Here is an 18,917-nt window from a genome sequence, read left to right as displayed (position 1 = left end):
CCAAATTAACTTTTTATTGCATAATATGCAACCAAATTTCATTTGGGGCTTGTACAGCTTCCTTGCCATGAATTTTTATGTAAAAAAATTGGTTTATTTTTGAAAATTTCTGGTTGACTTTCTAAATATCAAAGTATATTATTATATATGAACAATCATTCATATGAACGTATGTAAATGGTACACTTAACTTGTATTAAGATAGGAAAGGAATGTTTTATGAATACAGATAAAGATATTGAACGCTGCGAGTATATATGTCTTCATAAAGAGGTAATAGATCAGGTACTGTCAAATTTGCCTAAAGAGACTCAGTTATATGATCTTGCAGAACTATTTAAAATCTTTGGTGATACCACAAGAATCAAAATTTTGTATGTTCTTTTTCAGGCAGAAATGTGTGTTTGTGATATTGCCCAACTGCTGAACATGAGTCAGTCAGCTATTTCCCACCAGTTGCGCATATTAAAACAGGCAAAACTGGTTAAGTCAAAACGCGACGGAAAGACTATTTTTTATTCATTGTCTGATTCACATGTAAGAGCAATAATTGACCAGGGTTTTGAACATATTGAAGAATAATTTGCTAATAAGAATGGGGAGAGATTTATTATGAAAAAAAATTATAGACTTAATAATTTAGGCTGTGCAAACTGTGCTTCTAAAATGGAAAGAGAAATCAATAAGTTGGAGGGCGTTAATAGTGCCACTGTTAACTTTATGATGCAGAAACTTACTATAGATGCAGTTGACGAGAGTTTTAACGATATTATGATATCCGTACAGAAAATAATAAAAAAATTTGAACCTGACTGTACTGTAAATATGTAATATTGGTAACTTTTATTTACAAGGAGATTTTTATGAGTATAGCTAAAAAGGAAATTATCCGTATAAGTATAGGAATTTTGGTTCTTATAATTGCAGTGGCAGCATCATTTCCGTCTTATATTAATCTTGCATTTTTTCTTGCAGCCTACTTTATAATCGGCGGAGATGTTTTATGGAGAGCAGTCAGAAATATTTTACACGGTCAGGTATTTGATGAGAACTTTTTAATGAGTATTGCAACAATAGGTGCGTTTTTCGTGGGAGAGTATCCAGAAGCTGTTTCTGTAATGCTATTTTATCAGGTTGGAGAAATGTTTCAGAATTATGCCGTTAACCGTTCAAGAAAATCCATATCTTCGTTAATGGATATCCGCCCTGATTATGCAAACGTTAAGCGTAACGGAGAACTATTTACAGTAGATCCTGAGGAAGTTTCAATAAATGAAATTATAGTTGTTAAAGCAGGTGAAAAGATACCCCTCGACGGTAAAGTCATAGAAGGTAATTCATTGGTTGATACCTCTGCATTAACAGGGGAATCTGTACCAAGGGAAATTAATATGGGCAGCGAGGTTCTAAGCGGATGTATAAATCTCAACGGCCTTCTCACAATTCAAGTTACCAAAGAATTTGGTGAGTCCACTGTTTCTAAAATTCTTGACTTGGTGGAAAATGCAAGCAGCAAAAAAGCAAAACGAGAAAATTTCATCACCAGATTTGCAAGGTATTACACTCCCGTTGTTGTTATAGTGGCAGCCATTCTTGCAGTGCTACCGCCGCTGCTTGTCCCGGGAGCAACCTTCAGTGACTGGATATACAGGGCATTAACTTTTTTGGTTGTTTCTTGTCCCTGTGCACTTGTAATCTCTATTCCTTTGGGCTTCTTTGGAGGTATAGGCGGGGCCTCAAAACTTGGTATTCTCATAAAGGGCGGCAACTATTTGGAAGCTCTTGCAGATACCCAACTGGTTGTTTTTGATAAAACAGGAACACTTACAAAAGGAACTTTTAAGGTTACTGAAATTAGTCCCATAGATATTTCAGATACAGAATTATTGCAGCTTACCGCCTACGCTGAAAGTTATTCAAACCACCCTATTTCTCAGTCTTTGAAAAATGCTTATAAATCTGAAATTGATACTTCCAAAATTACAGATGTCGAAGAAATGCCTGGTCACGGTGTTAGAGCAGTTGTTGACGGGAAAACGGTTTATGCTGGTAATTCCAAGCTAATGGAAAAAATAGGCGTTAAGTATATTAAAAATAAAACCGTAGGAACAGTTGTACATGTAACGGTAAATGGAGTTTATGCGGGTTATATAGTTATTTCAGATGAAATAAAGGAAGATTCCTCATCTGCCATCACAATGCTCAAAGCATCTGGAATAAATAAGACAGTAATGCTTACAGGGGATGCAAAGGATGTAGGTGAAGCAGTTGCCCGAAAGTTGGGTATTGATGAGGTGTATACTGAGCTTCTTCCTGTAGATAAGGTTGAGAAAGTTGAAAAACTTCTAGCTGAAAAGTCTCCAAAAGGTAATTTGGCTTTTGTAGGGGATGGTATAAATGATGCTCCTGTTCTTTCAAGGGCAGATATTGGAATCGCCATGGGAGGTCTTGGCTCTGACGCTGCTATTGAAGCGGCTGACGTGGTAATCATGAATGATGAGCCTTCAAAAATAGCCACTGCCATAGCTATCTCCAAAAAAACCTCCGTATAGTTAATCAGAATATTGTTTTTGCTCTCGGAGTTAAGGCGATTGTTTTGGTAATGGGTGCCTTTGGCATATCAAATCTTTGGGAAGCAGTATTTGCAGATGTTGGCGTATCTGTAATAGCAATTCTCAATTCTGCAAGAGCTTTAAGAGTAGATAATACATTTAAATAGTAAATTTGAAAAGCAGAGACGCTATTTGGATACAGCCTCTGCTTTTTTATCGTTTATGTATTGTTCCATTATTTCAGCGGCACATTTTACATATTCAGCACATGGACGTTTTATATAAGTTATATCCCTGTTTAAACAACTGCTGAGCCTTTTCTGACCTTGTTTCCATGTGGTTTCTCCCAGTTTTGTATTTTATTTAAAGTTTACTTTTTCTTCTTTTGAGTGTCAACAAATGTGTAGTATATTATATTTGTAAAGAAATGGATTAGACGAGGAATTATGTTAAGTATAATTAAAAATTCTGAAAATTTAATAATCCTTATACATGAAATTTACGGTGTCAACTCCTTTATAAAAGATACTGCCAACAGATTTGTCATGGATGGCTATGATGTTGTATGTCCTGATTTGTGTGGTCTGAAAAATCCTTTTGATTATAATGATGAAGAAACCGCCTATAGGTACTTCTTTGACAATGTTGGTTTTGACATGGGAACTGATATTGTCCTTAACTTAGCAAAGCAATTTGAGAGTGACTATAAACGTATTTTTTTAGTTGGCTTTAGTGTTGGGGCTACCATAGCATGGCTTTGCAGTGAATCAGGCCCTTTTTCAGGCGTCATCTGCTGTTATGGCTCAAGAATACGAGATTATGCCTATATTTCTCCTTCTTGCCCCTCTTTGCTTATTTTCCCAAGCCATGAAAAGTCCTTTAATATAAAGAATTTTGTCAGCGGTTTTAAAAAGTCCAGTGTTAAAGTTCATGTGTTGAAAGGAAACCACGGTTTCGCCGATTCCTATTCAAACGAATACAATAAGGATTCTGCTGTAAAAGCCTTTGATTTGATTAAAGGGTTTATAGAATAAATGGTTATTGCAAAGCATGTCTCCCGTATAAAATTATATCAATGGTTGCTTCCAAAATATTTGCAAGAGTTTCTGGCGGCTCATCATAAGATATTTTACCGTCGCTCACATTCATCATCCATGATTCATTGTGTCACTAAAACTTTCATCCTGAAGGTTTTCCGGTAAAATATCCATGCTTCGCCGACAAACATCTGCAAATATCTTTAACCAAGCTCCCATTGATACAATTTATACTCACGTCAGGTTAAAACAATCATTTTATTAATTACCCCTCTGTAAATAGCTCTTTAATGCCGCATAATCAATGGCATTTATATCGCCATCCTTGTTGAAGTCAGCGGCAACCAGATTTAGGTTTCCTGATGTGTCTCCCATAAGTATTTTTTTGAGCAGTGCAAAATCTATTGCATCTATATTTCCGTCATTATTTATATCTCCGTACATGACTTCTGGTTCCTCTTCGCCCGGTTCACCTCCGTTTGGTTCTTCTCCCCAAAGAAGCTTACCATCGTCATATACTGGTATGTACTTAGACATTCCTGCAAAGGATACCGCATCAAAGTCTGGCGAATCGCTTAGGTTCTGGTATGACCAGTCATTTTCATTGGAACCCACACCATTCTTGTATTCGATTTGTACTGTTGCATCTTTTTCGCACATTTCCCACTCAGCAGGCATTATCTGTGTACCTGTGAAATCTAGTGTAAAGTAATATATATTATCCTTGTATTGCTTTAGTCCTATAAGCTTTGCACCCTGACTGTCCTCAAGGGTTAGTTGTACGTCATCTACCGTACCTCCGGCTTCAAATATCTCGGATAAGTCCATAAAGTAACGAGTTGACAGCTTATCCTTCATTGTTGCAGGCCAAGCTGAGCGGTTATTTATCTGGAACATAATTTTCAGCTTACCGTAGCCCTCATAAATAATCCAACCCCTTGTAAAATATTCTGTCAGGTTATCTTGAGGTGATCTGAAATCTTCAGGTTTTGGCCAATTTTCCAGTGGATCTCCTCCGTACATATCGTACATTTTAGCCAGACATCCTACAAAACCTGCATTATAGTCAGTTGCTACTTCATTTAATGTATAATCCTTAATATCATCCTTCCAGCTGTCATCTGAGGAAGGTCCTCCTACTAAAGCCCCGTAAAGAATATGTCTATGGAAGGTTGGAACGTTAAGCATACTTGTCCATGAACCATGGGCAGTTCTGTGGTGAGGATGTTCAGGTGCATTTTCTCCGAATCCTACTTCGTAACTACCTCCACGAGGATTATCACCGAGTGCATAGTTTACCTGTCTTTCTGCAAAATCATGATAAGCCTGCTTTTTAGAAGCAGTTCCTATTGTTTTGTCATCAGCCCAAACAAATGCTAAAAATGCTGCAGTTGTTGCATAGCGGAGTGAGCCCCATTGTGAAAGCCATGCAAGTCCTCCCGGAGTGTATTTTATTCCTGTTCCCGGTAACCAATAATCAAGATTCTTTTCAACCATTGCAGCGTAGCTCTCATCATGACTTGCCTGAGCTATTTTGAGGGCTGCCCCGTAGCTAACATCATCCCAACAGTGGGTATGCTGTCCGCCTAAAATAGACACAGGGAGAACTTCCTTTGCCTTGTCAAGATATGTTGAATCCTGTGTTTTAATATACAGCCATATTGCGCCCCAAGCAAGGTCATCCACATAACTGCCTGATGGATATAGTGTTTTTAGAGGGTTTTTTCCTCTGTATGTATAACCAAAATCAAACAGCTGCTTTGCATGTGTAAGACAGGTTTCTGCATATGTTGGGTCTGTGGGCTCAAAAATAATTGATGCAATAGCCAATGCTGCCGCAGTTTGGCCTGCTACGTCTGACCCCGGTGTTGTAGTATCAACCTTAAATGATTTTCTGTCAGTTTTGTAATCCAACAATTCATGAGGTATCCATACAGAATGGTCTGAATCTTCGTAGCCACACATGTAATACAATACATTCGGGCTTGGGTGTGCCTTGATAAAGAAGTCTGTAGCCCACTTAATCTCATCAAGAATATCGTCCAGTTGTCCTGATTTTTCAAAAGCATCACGATATTCGTAAACTGCCCATCCCAACTGTCCTGCGGCATATGACATAGGATGCGTAAATTTTATTCCGTCCCCGGCATCAGCCCATCCTCCAGTTAAGTCAAGGCCTACATCCGCTCCGTCAGTCATTGCTGCATCGCCCCTGTAGGGTAAAATATAGTCGTCGGGTAAGTCTCCAAGACGATTGGCCTTATAAAAGAGAATTGCCTTCTGCATAGCTTCGCCATAGTTGTAATACGCGCCTCCTGCACGTGGCGAAGTAGCTGCTTTTGCAGTTGTCGGAGCACAAACAAATAGCGACAACAGCAGTGATGTTATTAGCATGAAGCTGGTTGTTTTAAGGAAATTTTTCCTCATGATAATACCTCCATTACCAATTTAATTTTTTAAAAATTTGAGTTTTCGGCTGGAATAATATCAATTAAGTGAAGTGTGTTTATAAGTAGGACGTTGAATTGAATTACTGCTAATTTAAATTAATACAAATATTACTTTACTTTCTTAATTATACAATTTAAACCTGCAACTTGTACAGGTTTAAACATAAAAAAATAGTTGCTGTAAAGCAACCCATATCCCAGGTTTACTCTTATTAAATCCCATAAAATGAGTATTCCCCATGTTTTTCACGAGAAACAAAAGGCTTATTTTCAAGTGCATTATCTTTGTTTTCTATAACCCCTTTCAGGATTACTCTTGTCAAGTCAGGTACATCAGGAGATTTTATCGCTTCGTTTATATCCATAAACAAAGCCTCACTGTTTTCTCTATTGTCTGAATTTGGTGTTCCTTCTATATAGTCCATCAGGAACACTGCGTACCAGTCTTTTAAGTTAAATCGTACACCTACCAGCCTAGTTGGTTTCGCGATAACGGTAGTTTCCTCTAAAACTTCTCTGCATAATGCTTCCTGGGGTGTTTCGTTGATTTTAACATATCCGCCGGGAATAATAAGTTTTCCCTTACCTGCTCCATATGTGTGTCTAACTAAGAGAACTTCGTTTCCCTTTAGTACGATTCCTCCTACGGATTGACACCAATTTGTATTCTCATCTCTTTTTCCGTCCAATGTACAGTTCCTCCGGCTATTAATTAATTTGTCCCTAACAGGATATCATAAAATAATAGTATATGCGAATTAGCAAGTCATATGAAAAAAGCCGCTCTTATAACTAAGAACGGTCTTTTTTATGCAAACAACAATATAAGTAAATCAATTGAGGTTTTTTAACATTCTAATGTCTTTGCGCGTTCAAAATCATCCTGAATTTCTTTTGATGGTGCCTTTGAAACAAGTGAAAACACTACGATGGCAATACAGGAGAGAACAAATGCTGGGAACAGTTCATATATACCAAAAACTCCGCCTATTGGCTTTATAAGTAGTGCCCATACAAAAACCATTCCTCCACCTGTAAGCATTCCGGCAATGGCACCTGATCTTGTGGTTCTCTTCCAGAACAAGGAAAACAGCATGATAGGCCCAAATGTCGCACCAAATCCTGCCCATGCAAATGCAACAACCTTAAATATGATACTGTTTTCATCCAATGCAATGATTACCCCTATAAGTGCAACCAATACAAGTGTAATACGCGAAACCAGCATAACCTGTTTGTCGTTGGCCTCCTTCTTCATAATTCCCTGATAAATGTTTTTTGAAAAAGCCGAAGCAGCTATAAGAAGATAGGAATCTGAAGAACTTATAGTAGCTGCAAGAATCCCCGCCATAACTATGCCTGCTATCAATGCAGGAAGCAAATTGGATGACAATACTATGAATATGCTTTCAGATGCACTCTTTGACAGTAATTCGGTAGGATACAGACTTCTACCTATTATACCTATTGCAACTGCCGCAAACAGTGATATTACGCACCAAACAGTGGCAATCCTTCTTGATTTTCTAAGTTCATCAACTTTTCTGATTGCCATAAATCTAAGTAATACCTGAGGTACTCCGAAATAACCTAATCCCCATGATAAAGTTGATATTATTGTAAGGAAACCGTATTTCCCGGCATCACCAAACAAAGGCTTTCCGTCACTTCCCAACTGCTGAACGTCATTGACTGTTTCAGGCTGTGCAATCCCAAAGAAATCTAGAAAGCCAGGTATTTGTCTGGCATTGTCAAGAACACTGGAAACACCTCCTGCGACACGCACTCCCACTATCAGAATAGTACTGAGGGCAAATATCATTACTACTCCCTGCATAAAGTCTGATACACTTTCTGCAAGAAACCCTCCTAAAAAAGTATATATAATAACAAATGCCGCTCCCGCAATCATCATGTACTGATATTTTATGCCAAATAAGGTACTAAAAAGCTTGCCGACAGTTACAAAGCAGCTTGATGCATAAACAGTAAAGAACACCAGTATAAACAGCGCTGCTATAGTCATAAGTACCTTTCTTTTTTCCTTGAATCTGTTACTGAAATAATCTGGAATTGTAATCGAATCTCCTGCTAAAGCTGAATATCTTCTAAGCCTTTTTGCTACAAGCAGCCAGTTTATGTATGTTCCAACTGCTAGACCTATTGCCGTCCATATGGCATCACTAAGTCCGCACCAGTATGCTACCCCCGGCAGACCCATCAAGAGCCATCCGCTCATGTCCGAAGCTTCCGCACTCATGGCCGCCACCCACGGTCCTAGTGACCTGCCACCTATAAAATAGTTTTCACTGCTCTCGTTAGCACGCTTTGCAAAATAAATCCCAATACCAATAACCAATACCATATAAGAGCACATAGCAATGAAAATTTTGGTTGTATCAGCCCCCATTAACTTTCCTCCTTTAATATGTTAAATAAGTATAGTTATTATATCAGACGCAGATACTCATTTAAAGTACTTTTTTAAACAATAAACTACAAAATATGCTATTCTAGCAAAGCTCTTATTTTATTGTTTATTGACTCAGTATTTACTGCATTTAAAGGTTCATCAGTAATTTGGTGCTCCTGCTTTAACTTCAATATTCTAGTAACACTCTGGTCAATCCTATCCATAGGTAATTGTCCTGACTCAGCGGCATTTATCAGAGCAGAAATTACTGCTTGCTGTTTATCAAAATCATGGCACACAAGGACTATATCGCTTCCTGCAAGTATTGATTTTACTGCTGCCTGACCGATATTATAGTTTTTTACTATTGCTCCCATTGTAAAATCATCCGTAATAACAACGCCATCATAATTCATCTCTTTTCTAAGAATGTCAGAGATAATGGTTTTGGAAAAAGACGCCGGGTTTTCAGAATCTATTTTGGGTAAAAGTATATGTGCTACCATTACAACCTCTGCCCCATTTTCTATTGCGGCAGCAAAAGGCTTTAGCTCAAAGCTCCGAAGTCTTTTTATATCGTTATTAACCCTTGGAAGTCCCGCATGAGAATCTGTTGATGTATCCCCATGTCCGGGAAAATGCTTTACAACAGAAATAATGTTTTGTGACAGCAAACCCTGCATAGTCTGCACTCCAAGTTTACTTACCAAGTCTGGATTTGTCCCAAAGGATCTGTCTCCTATAACCGGATTCTTCGGGTTGCTGTTAATGTCAAGCACCGGTGCAAAATTCATATTCATTCCAAAGGACTTTAGTTCCTCACCAATAATACTACCCACTTGATATGACACAGAACTGTCATTGCGCTTACCAATAATTTTATTTGGGGGAAGTTTAAGAAATTCGTCAGGAAGCCTGGAAACTCTTCCTCCTTCTTCATCTACTGAAAGAAATAAAGGTACCTTGTTTATTTGATTTATATTTTTTAAGGAATTTAGCAATTCAAGCGTCTGGTTGGAATTTTGAATATTACTTTTAAAGAGGATAAATCCTCCCACATTATATTCTTCTATCATTTGCCTTGCATGTTCATCTGCTGAATATCCATCTAATCCGACTAGTACCATTTGGCCGATTTTTTCATTTAGACTCATCCCTCTAATCTGTTCCCTAAGTTTATCATCTTCTTGAACCTGTGCCTTTGAAGTATTAACAGGGGACGGCGATGTAGATGTTTCTTCGGTATTGGATTGATGTGAAATATAAGAACCACTGTTTTTATCTCCGTTGCTGTGGCTCCCATGGCTATTACTGCCATAAAACAGAGCAACATATCCTGACACAGCTGCTACGGCAACCAGAAAAACTACTATAAATATTGTTAAAAACTTTCTACGTCTGTTCTTATATTTGATTTTACGCACAAAAACCCCTCCCTACTTTCTATGCAGATGCCTTTTAGAATCATGATATATTATATAACAATTATATACTAGCATCTGTTTAAAATAGCTTTAGGGGTAATATGTTTTAATCTAGTAGAGTATTACCGGGGAACGGCCATCTCCTGCAGGCCCTTGAATAATTAACCTCAAACCTTTTGTGACTTTTGGTATTTCAAATGCAATGCCTCCCCTGAACTCAGAACCTGCTGCTATTTGTCCGTCCAATTGCTCCATTTTTTCATCTTCAAGACACGAAAGAGCTCCTAATGACGTATTATAGGATGTTCCAAACCTGTCTGTAAGGTCGAACATTGTATTTGAACTTATAGTTGCTGTTTTCTTTGAATTATTTTTAACGGTTATATCAATCAGCAAAAACGTTTTTCCTTCGTCTGCCTCAAATAGTTCAGATCTCTCACTTTTTTTATATGCATTTATAATGTAATTCAATCCTTTTACGGTTACGCTTTTATCTACTATTATCCAATCTTCATTTTCTACGGTTGTTTTATGTGATTTTTTTATGTTGGAATCAACGCTTGGAATGTTATCTTCTGATAAACTGTTATGTGTGGTTGTTGCAGATGATGTTTCTACTGAATTGTCTTTAAAATTTGATACTGATTCGCAAGCACATAATGCTGAAACGATAACGGCAGCAAAAAATAATAAAAAACTCCTCTTCATAGATTGTCCTCTTTGTTATGCCCTTGTGTAATCTTAATCCATATTTAAAACTCGTTACATAATACACCATAATATGTAATATGTCAATAAAAGATATATTAATTTTATCATTGTAAAAATTAATAAAATATTGTAAATTTAGTATGTTTGTTCATATTTTAACAAATAAATAGGGGGGATTATTTTGCTGGAATTTTTTCTATCAGTTCTCGAAACAGAAGAAGAGAGAAATAAGTTTACTGCTCTTTATACATATTATGAAAACGCAATGTACAATGTTGCCTTTAGTATTCTAAGAGACCGCTATCTTGCAGAGGATGCAGTACATGATGCACTATTAAAGATTATAAATTATATTCCTAATATTTCGGATATTCAATGTCACAAAACAAAGGCTTTAATCGTTATTATTATCAAAAGCACGGCCATAGATATTTATCGCAAGCGAGACAAGCAGTATGTTAATGAAAAAACTGTGCTGCCTGAGGAGGTTGATACAGGTGAATTACCTCTAGATCATATTATTGCTGACGAAAGCTTTAACGAACTGAAGATAAAACTTAACAAGTTAAATAAGGATTATCTGGATATTATTATGCTAAAGCATTTATATGATTTGACAAACAATGAAATAGCAGATATTTTGTGTATTTCAGGCGACGCTGTACGACAACGTCTTAGTCGGGCTAAAAAGGCCATAAGAAAAATAATTGAGGAGGAAAATAAATGAGTTCACCAAAGACGTTGCAGGACGTTTTGATTTCTGTTGCAAAAGATACTCAAAAAAATTTATCATCTGAATTGGATCTATATATGAGCCCTTTGCATAAGTTCTCAAGAAGTTATACAAAACGTAAAAAAATGATTCTCAGATCACACGATGAGTATTTACCTATTAATAGTTTTAGAAAACGGATTCTCATTCCCATAGTAATAATCCTTACTATTTTAATATGTGCAATGAGCGTGCCTGCAATCCGTGAACCGATGATTACCTTTATTGTTAACGTTTATAATGAGATGACAGACTTCATTATAAGGTCAGATAACGGCGAAATTCAATTTACTACCAATGATTTTATATTAAATTATGTTCCCGAAAATTATACTTTGCAAGATACACAGATAGCCGCAAATATAAAAACAGAAGCCTATAAGGATAATTCCGGTCATAGCTTTACATTTACACTGGAGTATTATAAAAATGGAATAAATTTTTCAATGGATACTGAAAATGCCAAAGTAACCAAAACCAAAATACAAGGCCTTAAAGCCGTTATTGCAAAGAAAAGCGATTTTGTAAATATTGTAGTTTTTGATAACAAAAGACACCAAGTCTGGAACTTAACAGGGAATATAGATTACAATGTTGCACTAAAAATTGTACAAAATGTCAAAATCAAATAATTTTTTTAAAAAAATAGCATTTTATGTGTCACACCCCCCCTCTCTCATTCGTTATATATATAAATGAGAGAGGGGGTTGTTTTATGAAATACGCTTTTTTTAAACATTTTATTGTGTTGCTCTGTGTATTTTCCTTGGTGATACCTGTGTCGGCTAATACGATATATGCATCAGTTGAGTCAGACAACATAGAAATAATAACTCAGCCTTTAAATCTGTATATAAGTTCTACATCGGAAAATGTAAGTATATCCAATGGTGTTGCGACTTGTTCTTCCTCTATAAGAGCAACTCCAAACATAACAGAGGTAATAATAGTCGCAAAGCTTCAAAAATACCAAAATGGTAGTTGGGTAACTCAGGAGACCTTTACAGAAATCTCTTATACATACTATGGTGCTTTAAGCAGAACATGCATTGTAGATCACGGATACTCATACAGGTTGGTTACTACTTATCAGGCTGTGGTAAATGGTGTATCAGTGGAAACTATAAACAAAACATATAATTATGGATTGTATTTGTAATTTCTCATTTGCAGATATTTAAATTAGCTATGATATATGATTTTCTTTATCTGGATTATTTTGGGTGGTAAGGATTAATCATATTTAATATGTAATATGCGATGTTATTTTTTTCACACAAAGATAGTCATAGTTTTTGCAGCAAAATATTAAAGAAGGATAAGGTGATCATTAGAACCCCATATTGCAGAGTGTATTATCGTCGGGCGGTAAGTTGCTAAAAACATTTGCAATGCCGCATAATCCAGCGAAGCATCCTTGGTTATGACATCTAGTAAAGCTGGGTAAAAAGACTCAAGTCAGAATATAAAAATTATACCTCAGTTAAGTATAATCCCGATTTTATTTTCACTTGAACGACGTAAATTCATTTAGATTATTCATTCTACTTTAATATGACTTTGTAAATATTATAAATATTGCGTACTTCAGAATCATTTAGCCAAGTTTATTGTATTTTTTATTTTGGCTTACCACCCAAAATAATCCAGATAGGAAGGTCTTAATTTCATATGCGTTACATGCGCAAACTTCAGAAAGAATATGGCATACAGGCATTAAAACCGTGTGGCATATTCTTTTTTTATCCCTAACTTATCTCGGCTTCATATCAGAGGAAAGAATTCCATATATATAATAGTCACACCATGTATTTACCATTTTTCCTTGTCTGATTAGACCTTCCTTAGTGTAGCCACACTTCTCCAGCATTCTACAGGATGCAATATTTCGCACATCTACTTTTGTCCACAGTCTTTGTATTTCTGTATTCTCAAAACCAAAATCACTGCTCTCTTTACTTTTATATTGTTCATTATCTGAACCTCCATATAAATTTTCCATCGAGGGCCCGATATATATTCTGCAAAGTGTTAGTTATACTTCAACCCCTAATTTAAAGATTTTCAAAAATATTTTTGCAATGGCGTAACAGCCCCAAAAACAAAAAAGGTAGCAGATTTAATAATAAAATCTACTACCTTTTTGGCGGAGAAGAAGAGATTTGAACTCTTGCACGGCTATTAACCGCCTACCGCATTTCGAGTGCGGACCCTTCAACCACTTGGGTACTTCTCCACGGAATACATGTAATATTGTACACGTAAACCTAAACGGTTTCAAGCCTTTTTCCTGACATAATTTCTTCACAAAATTTCAATAAAATAGTCATAATTTTAAGTTATGCTTATTAATGGCACAGCAAATGTGTATCAGTAGGAACTTGCCCTTTTGGACGCCACCCTCTACTTCTTTGTCCTATACATCCTTTTGACCGGGTTGCGGTAACAGAACATAATTTCATGCAGCCCGGTACTTTATTTTATTCCAATCTGCAAAATATTCTTTGTGATATACCTATAGATATACAGTAGGAAAGTACACCAAATAAGATACTAAATATAAATATTCCATACGGATTATTTAATATTGCTATAGAAGATAATTCTTCTAGTTTATCAGGACTCATTCTTTTTGCTACTTCACTTATTGAGAAAATTCCTAGAAAAGGCAGGAATGCAAAGAATCTTCCCTTTATACCTCCAAATTTAAAGAAGAATGGCAGCTGTACTGCAGTAAAGAATGAGTAAGTTAACAGGCCTATGCTAATGCCGATTAAAATATCACCAGATGTAAAATTTACTTTTAAAGTAGTCAACATAATAGCATTTGCCGATACCCCTAATACATTTAAGACTATTCCTTGTATAATTATAAACAGGTACTTCCCAGTTACAATATTGTTTCGGCTTATGGGAAGAAGTCCGTAAAGTCTCCCAAGGTCATTCTTTTCTGCAACTGAAAAAGTGTATCCTGAGGTCATTGCCATAAAACACATTAGGAATAAAATCCCCGAAATCATATCCTTCATGGAGTACATTATAATTAGCGGAGACAACATTGCAATTAGTATAATTTTTATATATGGCTTTATTAATGCAAAATCTAATTTTACAATTTTTAAAATGTTAGTCATTGTCTCTACCTCCTCTGTTTGTAAAAACGATTATATCGTCAATAGAAACGGGCTCACAGGCTAGATTTTTGAAAAACTTTAAGTCCTCTGTTTTAACCAATCCCTCAAAACCTGTGGAATACTTCCTTATGCCAATCATTTTATTTTCCTGCTCAGTGGTAATATGGTTTTTGTCTCCTTTTACCATTCTGAAACTGTCAATAAACTCATCCTTTGTTCCCGTATAAAACAGGCATCCCTGATTTATAAAGGTAATGTAATCAGCAATTTTATCAAGATCTGATGTTATATGAGTGGAAAATAGTATACTTCTTTTTCCGTCTCCTATGAATTCTGTCATTATATCAAGGAGCTCGTCTCTTGCCACTGGATCCAGTCCACTAGTTGGTTCATCTAGTATCAAAAGCCTTGCATCGTGGGATAATGCACAGGAAATCATCAGCTTCATCTGCATTCCTCTTGAAAGATCTTTTACCTTTTTATCTGGACTTAGTCCGAATTTGCTTATTAATGATTTATACTTAGCTGAATCCCAAGTATTATAAAATATACCTACATAGCGCTCAACTTCTTTTACAGTCCAATCCTGAACAAAATAATTCGTGTCAAATACTGCACCTATGCTTTCCTTAATCTTATTCTGCTCGGCAACACTATCCAGTCCCAGAATCTTTATATCTCCAGATGTCTTTTGTATCATGTTAAGCATAAGCCTGATAGTAGTGGTTTTTCCTGCACCATTCGGCCCTACTAAACCCATAATATATCCTTGGGGTAAAGAAAAGCTGATATCACTTAGTTTAAAAGTATCAAAGTTTTTACATAGATTTTTTATTTCTATATCGTTATTCATATCCCTCATCCTCCATAAGAATTTTCAGCATTTTAATAAGCTCCTCTTCTGATACATCGGCTCTTCTTGCAGACTTTATGGCTGCAGTCAGATTTTCCTCTATATCCCTTAAAAGCTGCTCCCGAATCAGTTCAGAACCTCTCCCAAGTACATAGCAGCCTTTGCCCTGTACATTAGTTACATAACCCTCCTGCTCCAATTCGGTGTATGCTCTGGTCGTGGTAAGTACACTAATTTTCAGTTCTCTTGCAAGCTGTCTCAACGAAGGCAGCAATTGGTTTTCTTCAATTTCACCCGATAGAATTGAGCTTTTTATCTGTTCTTTTATCTGTTCGTATATGGGTACTCCGGATGTATTGGAAATTATAATTTTCAATTTTACCTCCCGATTATTACTGTGTAACTCTAAATGTTATAATTGTTCTTACTGTTATTGTTGTTACATATACAGTATATACACACCTATATCAGGTGTCAAGAAAAACTTGTATTTTCCTTATATTTGTATTAATAGTATAATATAGATACAATAAGCCATTACAAGTAGGAGAAATATAGGAGAAATACTATGAGACAAATATATTATATCGGGGGTTCCCCCCTGCTGTGGGAAAAGTACAGTTGCAGAAATAGTATCCAAGAAATATAACTTTCAATATTTCAAAGTAGACGACTTATTAGAGGTTTATATTAATAAAGGTGCAAAACTGAGTAAACCTTTATTATCTAAAATAGCAGTGATGTCATTAGATGAGATATGGCTAAGAGAGCCGGAGATTCAAAACCTGGAAGTACAAGCTATTTATAATGAAATGTATTCAAAAATACCGTGGGTTATGCAATATTTAGAGGGATGCAGCAATACGGAACTTGATTTTGAAAACTGGATGAAAAGGGATTATCTGTTTGCAGACTCAGTGCTAAAAGATGCAACAAAATTAGGATATTCAACACTGGTTGTAGATGGAGAAAGAACTATAGATGAAAATTTAGATATCATTGAAGAAGTTTTTAAAGTTAAATGTCGGAGTTGCTTACCAAAAACAGCGTAAAATACACTCCTAATTCCTCTCCCAATTTTCCAGTTTCCTGATATAAACCTACTTTTGTTTATAAAAATTAATAACCGGCCCAACTTCCAGATAATCAAACGGCATCTCACCGTTTAACTTCTTCCAATGATATGGGCTGTGATAATAGTCGAAGTGAACTGCTCCATCAATACTTTCGTAATACCGAAATCCATAATTCTCAACTTCAGAAATCAACTTACCAAGGGAGTACTTTCTTCTTTTTCCACTTGAATCCCTGAGATATTCACATTCAAACGGCGCTATAGAAAGAATCCCCTTTGGTTTTAATACCCTTCTGGCTTCCTCAAACATCTTAAATCTTATGGGTAACTTCTCCTGTGTGTTACCATGAATAAAGTCATACATTAATATCATATCAGAATAGCAATCAGGGAAATCTATTGATAGAGACCCATCTGCCTTGACAAGGTGTACGTTTGTTATAGAATGAGTCTCTATTTTGGTCTGTACAATTTCCAACATTTTTTTATTCTTGTCAACAGCGTATACAGTGCAATCCTTATTCGAAAGTGCCAATGAAATAGTATATTCTCCATAACCACACCCAAAATCAATAAATACGGAGTTATCCGGTAATTTCATTTTATGAAACAAATATACCCCATCTTCTACTTGCCACTTTTCAATACGTTCATGTATATTCATATATCTCTTCCTTTCTTACGGACTCATGCTCCTACAAAAAAAGTTCTTATACCTTGCTAATTAAGGTTTTTAATTCATCACAAGCCTTAGCCTCATTCCGCTGTGCCAGTTTTATTAAAGAAACAATTTGCATTCTGATTTCTTTATCAGTAATTTTTTGTACTGCATCCTCACCGCCAAAGCCTCCTAGTATATTCGACATTTTTGTTACACAATCGGCTACGGCATTAAGGTATCCTGCACAATTTCTACATTCATTTGACACTTCCGGATTTGTTTCTCCTATCCAGTTTATATATCCTGCCGCATATGAGCGGCCTTCACCCACCATTGTTACGGCATCACCAAAGCACATCATATGCTCTATTTGCAAGGAAAGCGGTGTTTGTTTTGAGAAATTTAAATCATCTTCCATAGCACTGGCCCATGCAGAGTAGGCTTTTTGCCCTCCAAAATATGTACTGCGCTTTTCCACCTGGATTGTATCTGTAGTGAGTAGATAATAAGCATTTTCAAGCAGCTCTTTCATTGAAGACATTACAGAAATTTCTTCACCAATTGACATAACTGCTTCTGTATTTTCCCACCAATTATTGCAGATAAAATACCCAGATTCATCAAAAGTAATATTTTCTGAAAACTCCATATTATCTTGAAACAAACTCCACCCTAATACAGTTTCACAATTATCTTTGTAACCTGTTATGATGCTGGCTTCAGGTGGACCAACAACTCCAAGGGCAATCACTGGACGCCCCTCATCAATTTCTAACTTAATGAGATTAATAAAATCTTTCTTGCTATATGAATTGGAATCTTTATTTAGAATTTTAAACTTTCTTCCTACTGCTTTAAATGCCAGTTCAAACGGCATTAACGGTTTTTCATAGATATTTCTAATATCAACAGCACTTAAATCCCAACCATTTACATTCCATCTTAATCGAAATGATGCACCTGATGCTGCCATAATATATGAATAATGGACATTTTGTCCCATGTAATTCAGCACAGCCTGTAGGCACATTGGAAATGGAGTACCTTGCCAACCACCGTCAACATTACGTCCATAATACACTTTAGGTACACCATAAAGAATACAACTATCCTGTGTTTTAAAAGTTTTACTCACAAAATCAACCTCCGATAAATTTTGAAGGACAGATTCTTGATTAAGATTTAAAATAGCCGGAGCATATACGCCCAAACAAATGTGCTTTCTTCCGCACACAAGTCCAGATTTTTTAAATTCTGATGGCCTGATACCTGTTTCACGCTTAAAAGCCCGAGTAAAAGTATCATAGTGGTCAAAGCCATATTCGAAAGCTATTGTTGTCAGGCTTTTTGGTGTCGAAACAATTTCAAGAGCACAATTAGCAATCTTTCGAATCATAATGTAACGCGACAAAGACATGTTGGTTCGTATCTTAAATATCCCTCTTATGTGACGATAAGAAAAGTTCAAGATTTTTTCTAGTTCAGTAAAATCAAGCTTCTGCTTTATTCGTTGCTCTATAAAAGTTATAATTGCGCATATTTCAATGAAATAATCCAAATTCTATCCTCCTTCTAAGTTATAACTTGCGGAAGTGATTTTATTATACAGTAATCCGAGTATCATTACTCGACATTTTTGACAATTTATAAACCTAACTGTCAAAAAAGTTTGATTAAATAAAAACGTAATGGTAAAATAATGCATAAATGTTTTATTGAAACATTTATGCATTATTTATTATATATATATGTAACTTCAAGTCCTGCAATATTCATCATTTACTATTTGAATTGTTAGCTGGCCAGCTTTCAATAAATAAAACTACTTAGTTAAA

The 18,917-nt window shown here is 35.9% G+C and carries 18 protein-coding genes, 1 tRNA gene and 1 pseudogene; 8 read left to right on the top strand and 12 right to left on the bottom strand.

Features of this window, described 5'->3' with window-relative positions:
• The first annotated feature begins 219 nt into the window (after nucleotides 1–219).
• The 4 genes and pseudogenes from K412_RS0109690 to K412_RS0109675 all read left to right on the top strand — a co-directional run bounded on the left by K412_RS0109690 (nucleotide 220) and on the right by K412_RS0109675 (nucleotide 3,586).
• The gene (locus K412_RS0109690) at nucleotides 220–582 is read left to right on the top strand and encodes an ArsR/SmtB family transcription factor (protein ID WP_024832923.1); all 363 of its coding nucleotides are present in this window, start codon (nucleotides 220–222) and stop codon (nucleotides 580–582) included.
• 30 nt (nucleotides 583–612) lie between these two features.
• A complete protein-coding gene (locus K412_RS0109685; protein WP_024832922.1) occupies nucleotides 613–831 on the top strand; it encodes a cation transporter in 219 nt (72 codons plus the stop codon).
• 32 nt (nucleotides 832–863) lie between these two features.
• Nucleotides 864–2,719: pseudogene (locus K412_RS20640) on the top strand (heavy metal translocating P-type ATPase).
• 279 nt (nucleotides 2,720–2,998) lie between these two features.
• Nucleotides 2,999–3,586: a dienelactone hydrolase family protein gene (locus tag K412_RS0109675; protein ID WP_024832921.1), complete on the top strand. Its 588-nt coding sequence runs from the start codon at nucleotides 2,999–3,001 to the stop codon at nucleotides 3,584–3,586.
• A gap of 264 nt (nucleotides 3,587–3,850) precedes the next feature.
• On the opposite strand, the gene K412_RS0109665 is transcribed toward K412_RS0109675, so the two are convergent.
• From K412_RS0109665 to K412_RS0109645, 5 genes are all read right to left on the bottom strand, one after another.
• Nucleotides 3,851–6,016, bottom strand: coding sequence for a glycoside hydrolase family 9 protein (locus K412_RS0109665; protein WP_024832920.1), 2,166 nt, complete (start codon nucleotides 6,014–6,016; stop codon nucleotides 3,851–3,853).
• A 235-nt stretch (nucleotides 6,017–6,251) separates the two neighbouring features.
• Nucleotides 6,252–6,728 (bottom strand): NUDIX domain-containing protein, encoded by a 477-nt coding sequence (locus K412_RS0109660; protein WP_024832919.1) that lies wholly within the window; start codon nucleotides 6,726–6,728, stop codon nucleotides 6,252–6,254.
• Between the two features lie 158 nt (nucleotides 6,729–6,886).
• Nucleotides 6,887–8,449 carry a sodium/proline symporter PutP gene (putP, locus tag K412_RS0109655; RefSeq protein WP_024832918.1) on the bottom strand — a complete coding sequence of 521 codons (1,563 nt, stop codon included), beginning with the start codon at nucleotides 8,447–8,449 and terminating at the stop codon, nucleotides 6,887–6,889.
• 98 nt (nucleotides 8,450–8,547) lie between these two features.
• Nucleotides 8,548–9,876 (bottom strand): beta-N-acetylhexosaminidase, encoded by a 1,329-nt coding sequence (gene nagZ, locus K412_RS0109650; RefSeq protein WP_024832917.1) that lies wholly within the window; start codon nucleotides 9,874–9,876, stop codon nucleotides 8,548–8,550.
• A 111-nt stretch (nucleotides 9,877–9,987) separates the two neighbouring features.
• Nucleotides 9,988–10,584, bottom strand: coding sequence for a DUF4352 domain-containing protein (locus K412_RS0109645; RefSeq protein WP_024832916.1), 597 nt, complete (start codon nucleotides 10,582–10,584; stop codon nucleotides 9,988–9,990).
• A 184-nt stretch (nucleotides 10,585–10,768) separates the two neighbouring features.
• Here K412_RS0109645 and K412_RS0109640 point away from each other — a divergent pair, with 184 nt between their 5' ends.
• The 3 genes from K412_RS0109640 to K412_RS0109630 all read left to right on the top strand — a co-directional run bounded on the left by K412_RS0109640 (nucleotide 10,769) and on the right by K412_RS0109630 (nucleotide 12,518).
• On the top strand, nucleotides 10,769–11,314 hold the full coding sequence (locus tag K412_RS0109640) for an RNA polymerase sigma factor (protein ID WP_024832915.1): 546 nt from the start codon (nucleotides 10,769–10,771) through the stop codon (nucleotides 11,312–11,314).
• Nucleotides 11,311–11,991 (top strand): DUF4367 domain-containing protein, encoded by a 681-nt coding sequence (locus K412_RS0109635; protein WP_024832914.1) that lies wholly within the window; start codon nucleotides 11,311–11,313, stop codon nucleotides 11,989–11,991. Before K412_RS0109640 ends, K412_RS0109635 begins: the two co-directional genes overlap by 4 nt.
• 83 nt (nucleotides 11,992–12,074) lie before the next feature.
• The gene (locus K412_RS0109630; protein WP_024832913.1) at nucleotides 12,075–12,518 is read left to right on the top strand and encodes a hypothetical protein; all 444 of its coding nucleotides are present in this window, start codon (nucleotides 12,075–12,077) and stop codon (nucleotides 12,516–12,518) included.
• 594 nt (nucleotides 12,519–13,112) lie between these two features.
• On the opposite strand, the gene K412_RS0109625 is transcribed toward K412_RS0109630, so the two are convergent.
• The 5 genes from K412_RS0109625 to K412_RS0109605 form a co-directional block, all read right to left on the bottom strand.
• Nucleotides 13,113–13,361 carry a GNAT family N-acetyltransferase gene (locus K412_RS0109625; protein WP_024832912.1) on the bottom strand — a complete coding sequence of 83 codons (249 nt, stop codon included), beginning with the start codon at nucleotides 13,359–13,361 and terminating at the stop codon, nucleotides 13,113–13,115.
• 142 nt (nucleotides 13,362–13,503) lie between these two features.
• A tRNA-Ser gene (locus tag K412_RS0109620) sits at nucleotides 13,504–13,595 on the bottom strand.
• Between the two features lie 244 nt (nucleotides 13,596–13,839).
• The gene (locus K412_RS0109615; RefSeq protein ID WP_024832911.1) at nucleotides 13,840–14,493 is read right to left on the bottom strand and encodes an ABC-2 transporter permease; all 654 of its coding nucleotides are present in this window, start codon (nucleotides 14,491–14,493) and stop codon (nucleotides 13,840–13,842) included.
• The gene (locus tag K412_RS0109610) at nucleotides 14,486–15,346 is read right to left on the bottom strand and encodes an ABC transporter ATP-binding protein (protein WP_024832910.1); all 861 of its coding nucleotides are present in this window, start codon (nucleotides 15,344–15,346) and stop codon (nucleotides 14,486–14,488) included. Before K412_RS0109610 ends, K412_RS0109615 begins: the two co-directional genes overlap by 8 nt.
• Nucleotides 15,339–15,722, bottom strand: coding sequence for a GntR family transcriptional regulator (locus K412_RS0109605; protein WP_024832909.1), 384 nt, complete (start codon nucleotides 15,720–15,722; stop codon nucleotides 15,339–15,341). Before K412_RS0109605 ends, K412_RS0109610 begins: the two co-directional genes overlap by 8 nt.
• A 364-nt stretch (nucleotides 15,723–16,086) precedes the next feature.
• Here K412_RS0109605 and K412_RS0109600 point away from each other — a divergent pair, with 364 nt between their 5' ends.
• Nucleotides 16,087–16,398: a hypothetical protein gene (locus K412_RS0109600; protein ID WP_024832908.1), complete on the top strand. Its 312-nt coding sequence runs from the start codon at nucleotides 16,087–16,089 to the stop codon at nucleotides 16,396–16,398.
• Nucleotides 16,399–16,446: 48 nt separating this feature from the next.
• Here the strand turns inward: K412_RS0109600 and K412_RS0109595 are convergent, their stop codons facing one another.
• Both K412_RS0109595 and K412_RS0109590 read right to left on the bottom strand, forming a co-directional pair.
• The gene (locus K412_RS0109595) at nucleotides 16,447–17,085 is read right to left on the bottom strand and encodes a class I SAM-dependent methyltransferase (RefSeq protein ID WP_024832907.1); all 639 of its coding nucleotides are present in this window, start codon (nucleotides 17,083–17,085) and stop codon (nucleotides 16,447–16,449) included.
• Nucleotides 17,086–17,131: 46 nt separating this feature from the next.
• Nucleotides 17,132–18,640 carry a helix-turn-helix domain-containing protein gene (locus tag K412_RS0109590; RefSeq protein WP_024832906.1) on the bottom strand — a complete coding sequence of 503 codons (1,509 nt, stop codon included), beginning with the start codon at nucleotides 18,638–18,640 and terminating at the stop codon, nucleotides 17,132–17,134.
• Nucleotides 18,641–18,917 lie beyond the last annotated feature (277 nt).

This window comes from Ruminiclostridium josui JCM 17888, assembly GCF_000526495.1.
Lineage (GTDB): Bacteria > Bacillota > Clostridia > Acetivibrionales > DSM-1351 > Ruminiclostridium > Ruminiclostridium josui.
This window is presented reverse-complemented; position numbering and strand designations above follow the sequence as displayed.

What these genes read in the sequence shown, in the direction of transcription:
- K412_RS0109690 (WP_024832923.1), top strand. Translation starts at nt 220, where the DNA reads ATGAATACAGATAAAGATATTGAACGCTGCGAGTATATATGTCTTCAT.
- K412_RS0109685 (WP_024832922.1), top strand. Translation starts at nt 613, where the DNA reads ATGAAAAAAAATTATAGACTTAATAATTTAGGCTGTGCAAACTGTGCT.
- K412_RS0109675 (WP_024832921.1), top strand. Translation starts at nt 2,999, where the DNA reads ATGTTAAGTATAATTAAAAATTCTGAAAATTTAATAATCCTTATACAT.
- K412_RS0109665 (WP_024832920.1), bottom strand. Translation starts at nt 6,016, where the DNA reads ATGAGGAAAAATTTCCTTAAAACAACCAGCTTCATGCTAATAACATCA.
- putP (WP_024832918.1), bottom strand. Translation starts at nt 8,449, where the DNA reads ATGGGGGCTGATACAACCAAAATTTTCATTGCTATGTGCTCTTATATG.
- K412_RS0109645 (WP_024832916.1), bottom strand. Translation starts at nt 10,584, where the DNA reads ATGAAGAGGAGTTTTTTATTATTTTTTGCTGCCGTTATCGTTTCAGCA.
- K412_RS0109635 (WP_024832914.1), top strand. Translation starts at nt 11,311, where the DNA reads ATGAGTTCACCAAAGACGTTGCAGGACGTTTTGATTTCTGTTGCAAAA.
- K412_RS0109630 (WP_024832913.1), top strand. Translation starts at nt 12,075, where the DNA reads ATGAAATACGCTTTTTTTAAACATTTTATTGTGTTGCTCTGTGTATTT.
- K412_RS0109625 (WP_024832912.1), bottom strand. Translation starts at nt 13,361, where the DNA reads ATGGAAAATTTATATGGAGGTTCAGATAATGAACAATATAAAAGTAAA.
- K412_RS0109615 (WP_024832911.1), bottom strand. Translation starts at nt 14,493, where the DNA reads ATGACTAACATTTTAAAAATTGTAAAATTAGATTTTGCATTAATAAAG.
- K412_RS0109610 (WP_024832910.1), bottom strand. Translation starts at nt 15,346, where the DNA reads ATGAATAACGATATAGAAATAAAAAATCTATGTAAAAACTTTGATACT.
- K412_RS0109600 (WP_024832908.1), top strand. Translation starts at nt 16,087, where the DNA reads ATGTCATTAGATGAGATATGGCTAAGAGAGCCGGAGATTCAAAACCTG.
- K412_RS0109595 (WP_024832907.1), bottom strand. Translation starts at nt 17,085, where the DNA reads ATGAATATACATGAACGTATTGAAAAGTGGCAAGTAGAAGATGGGGTA.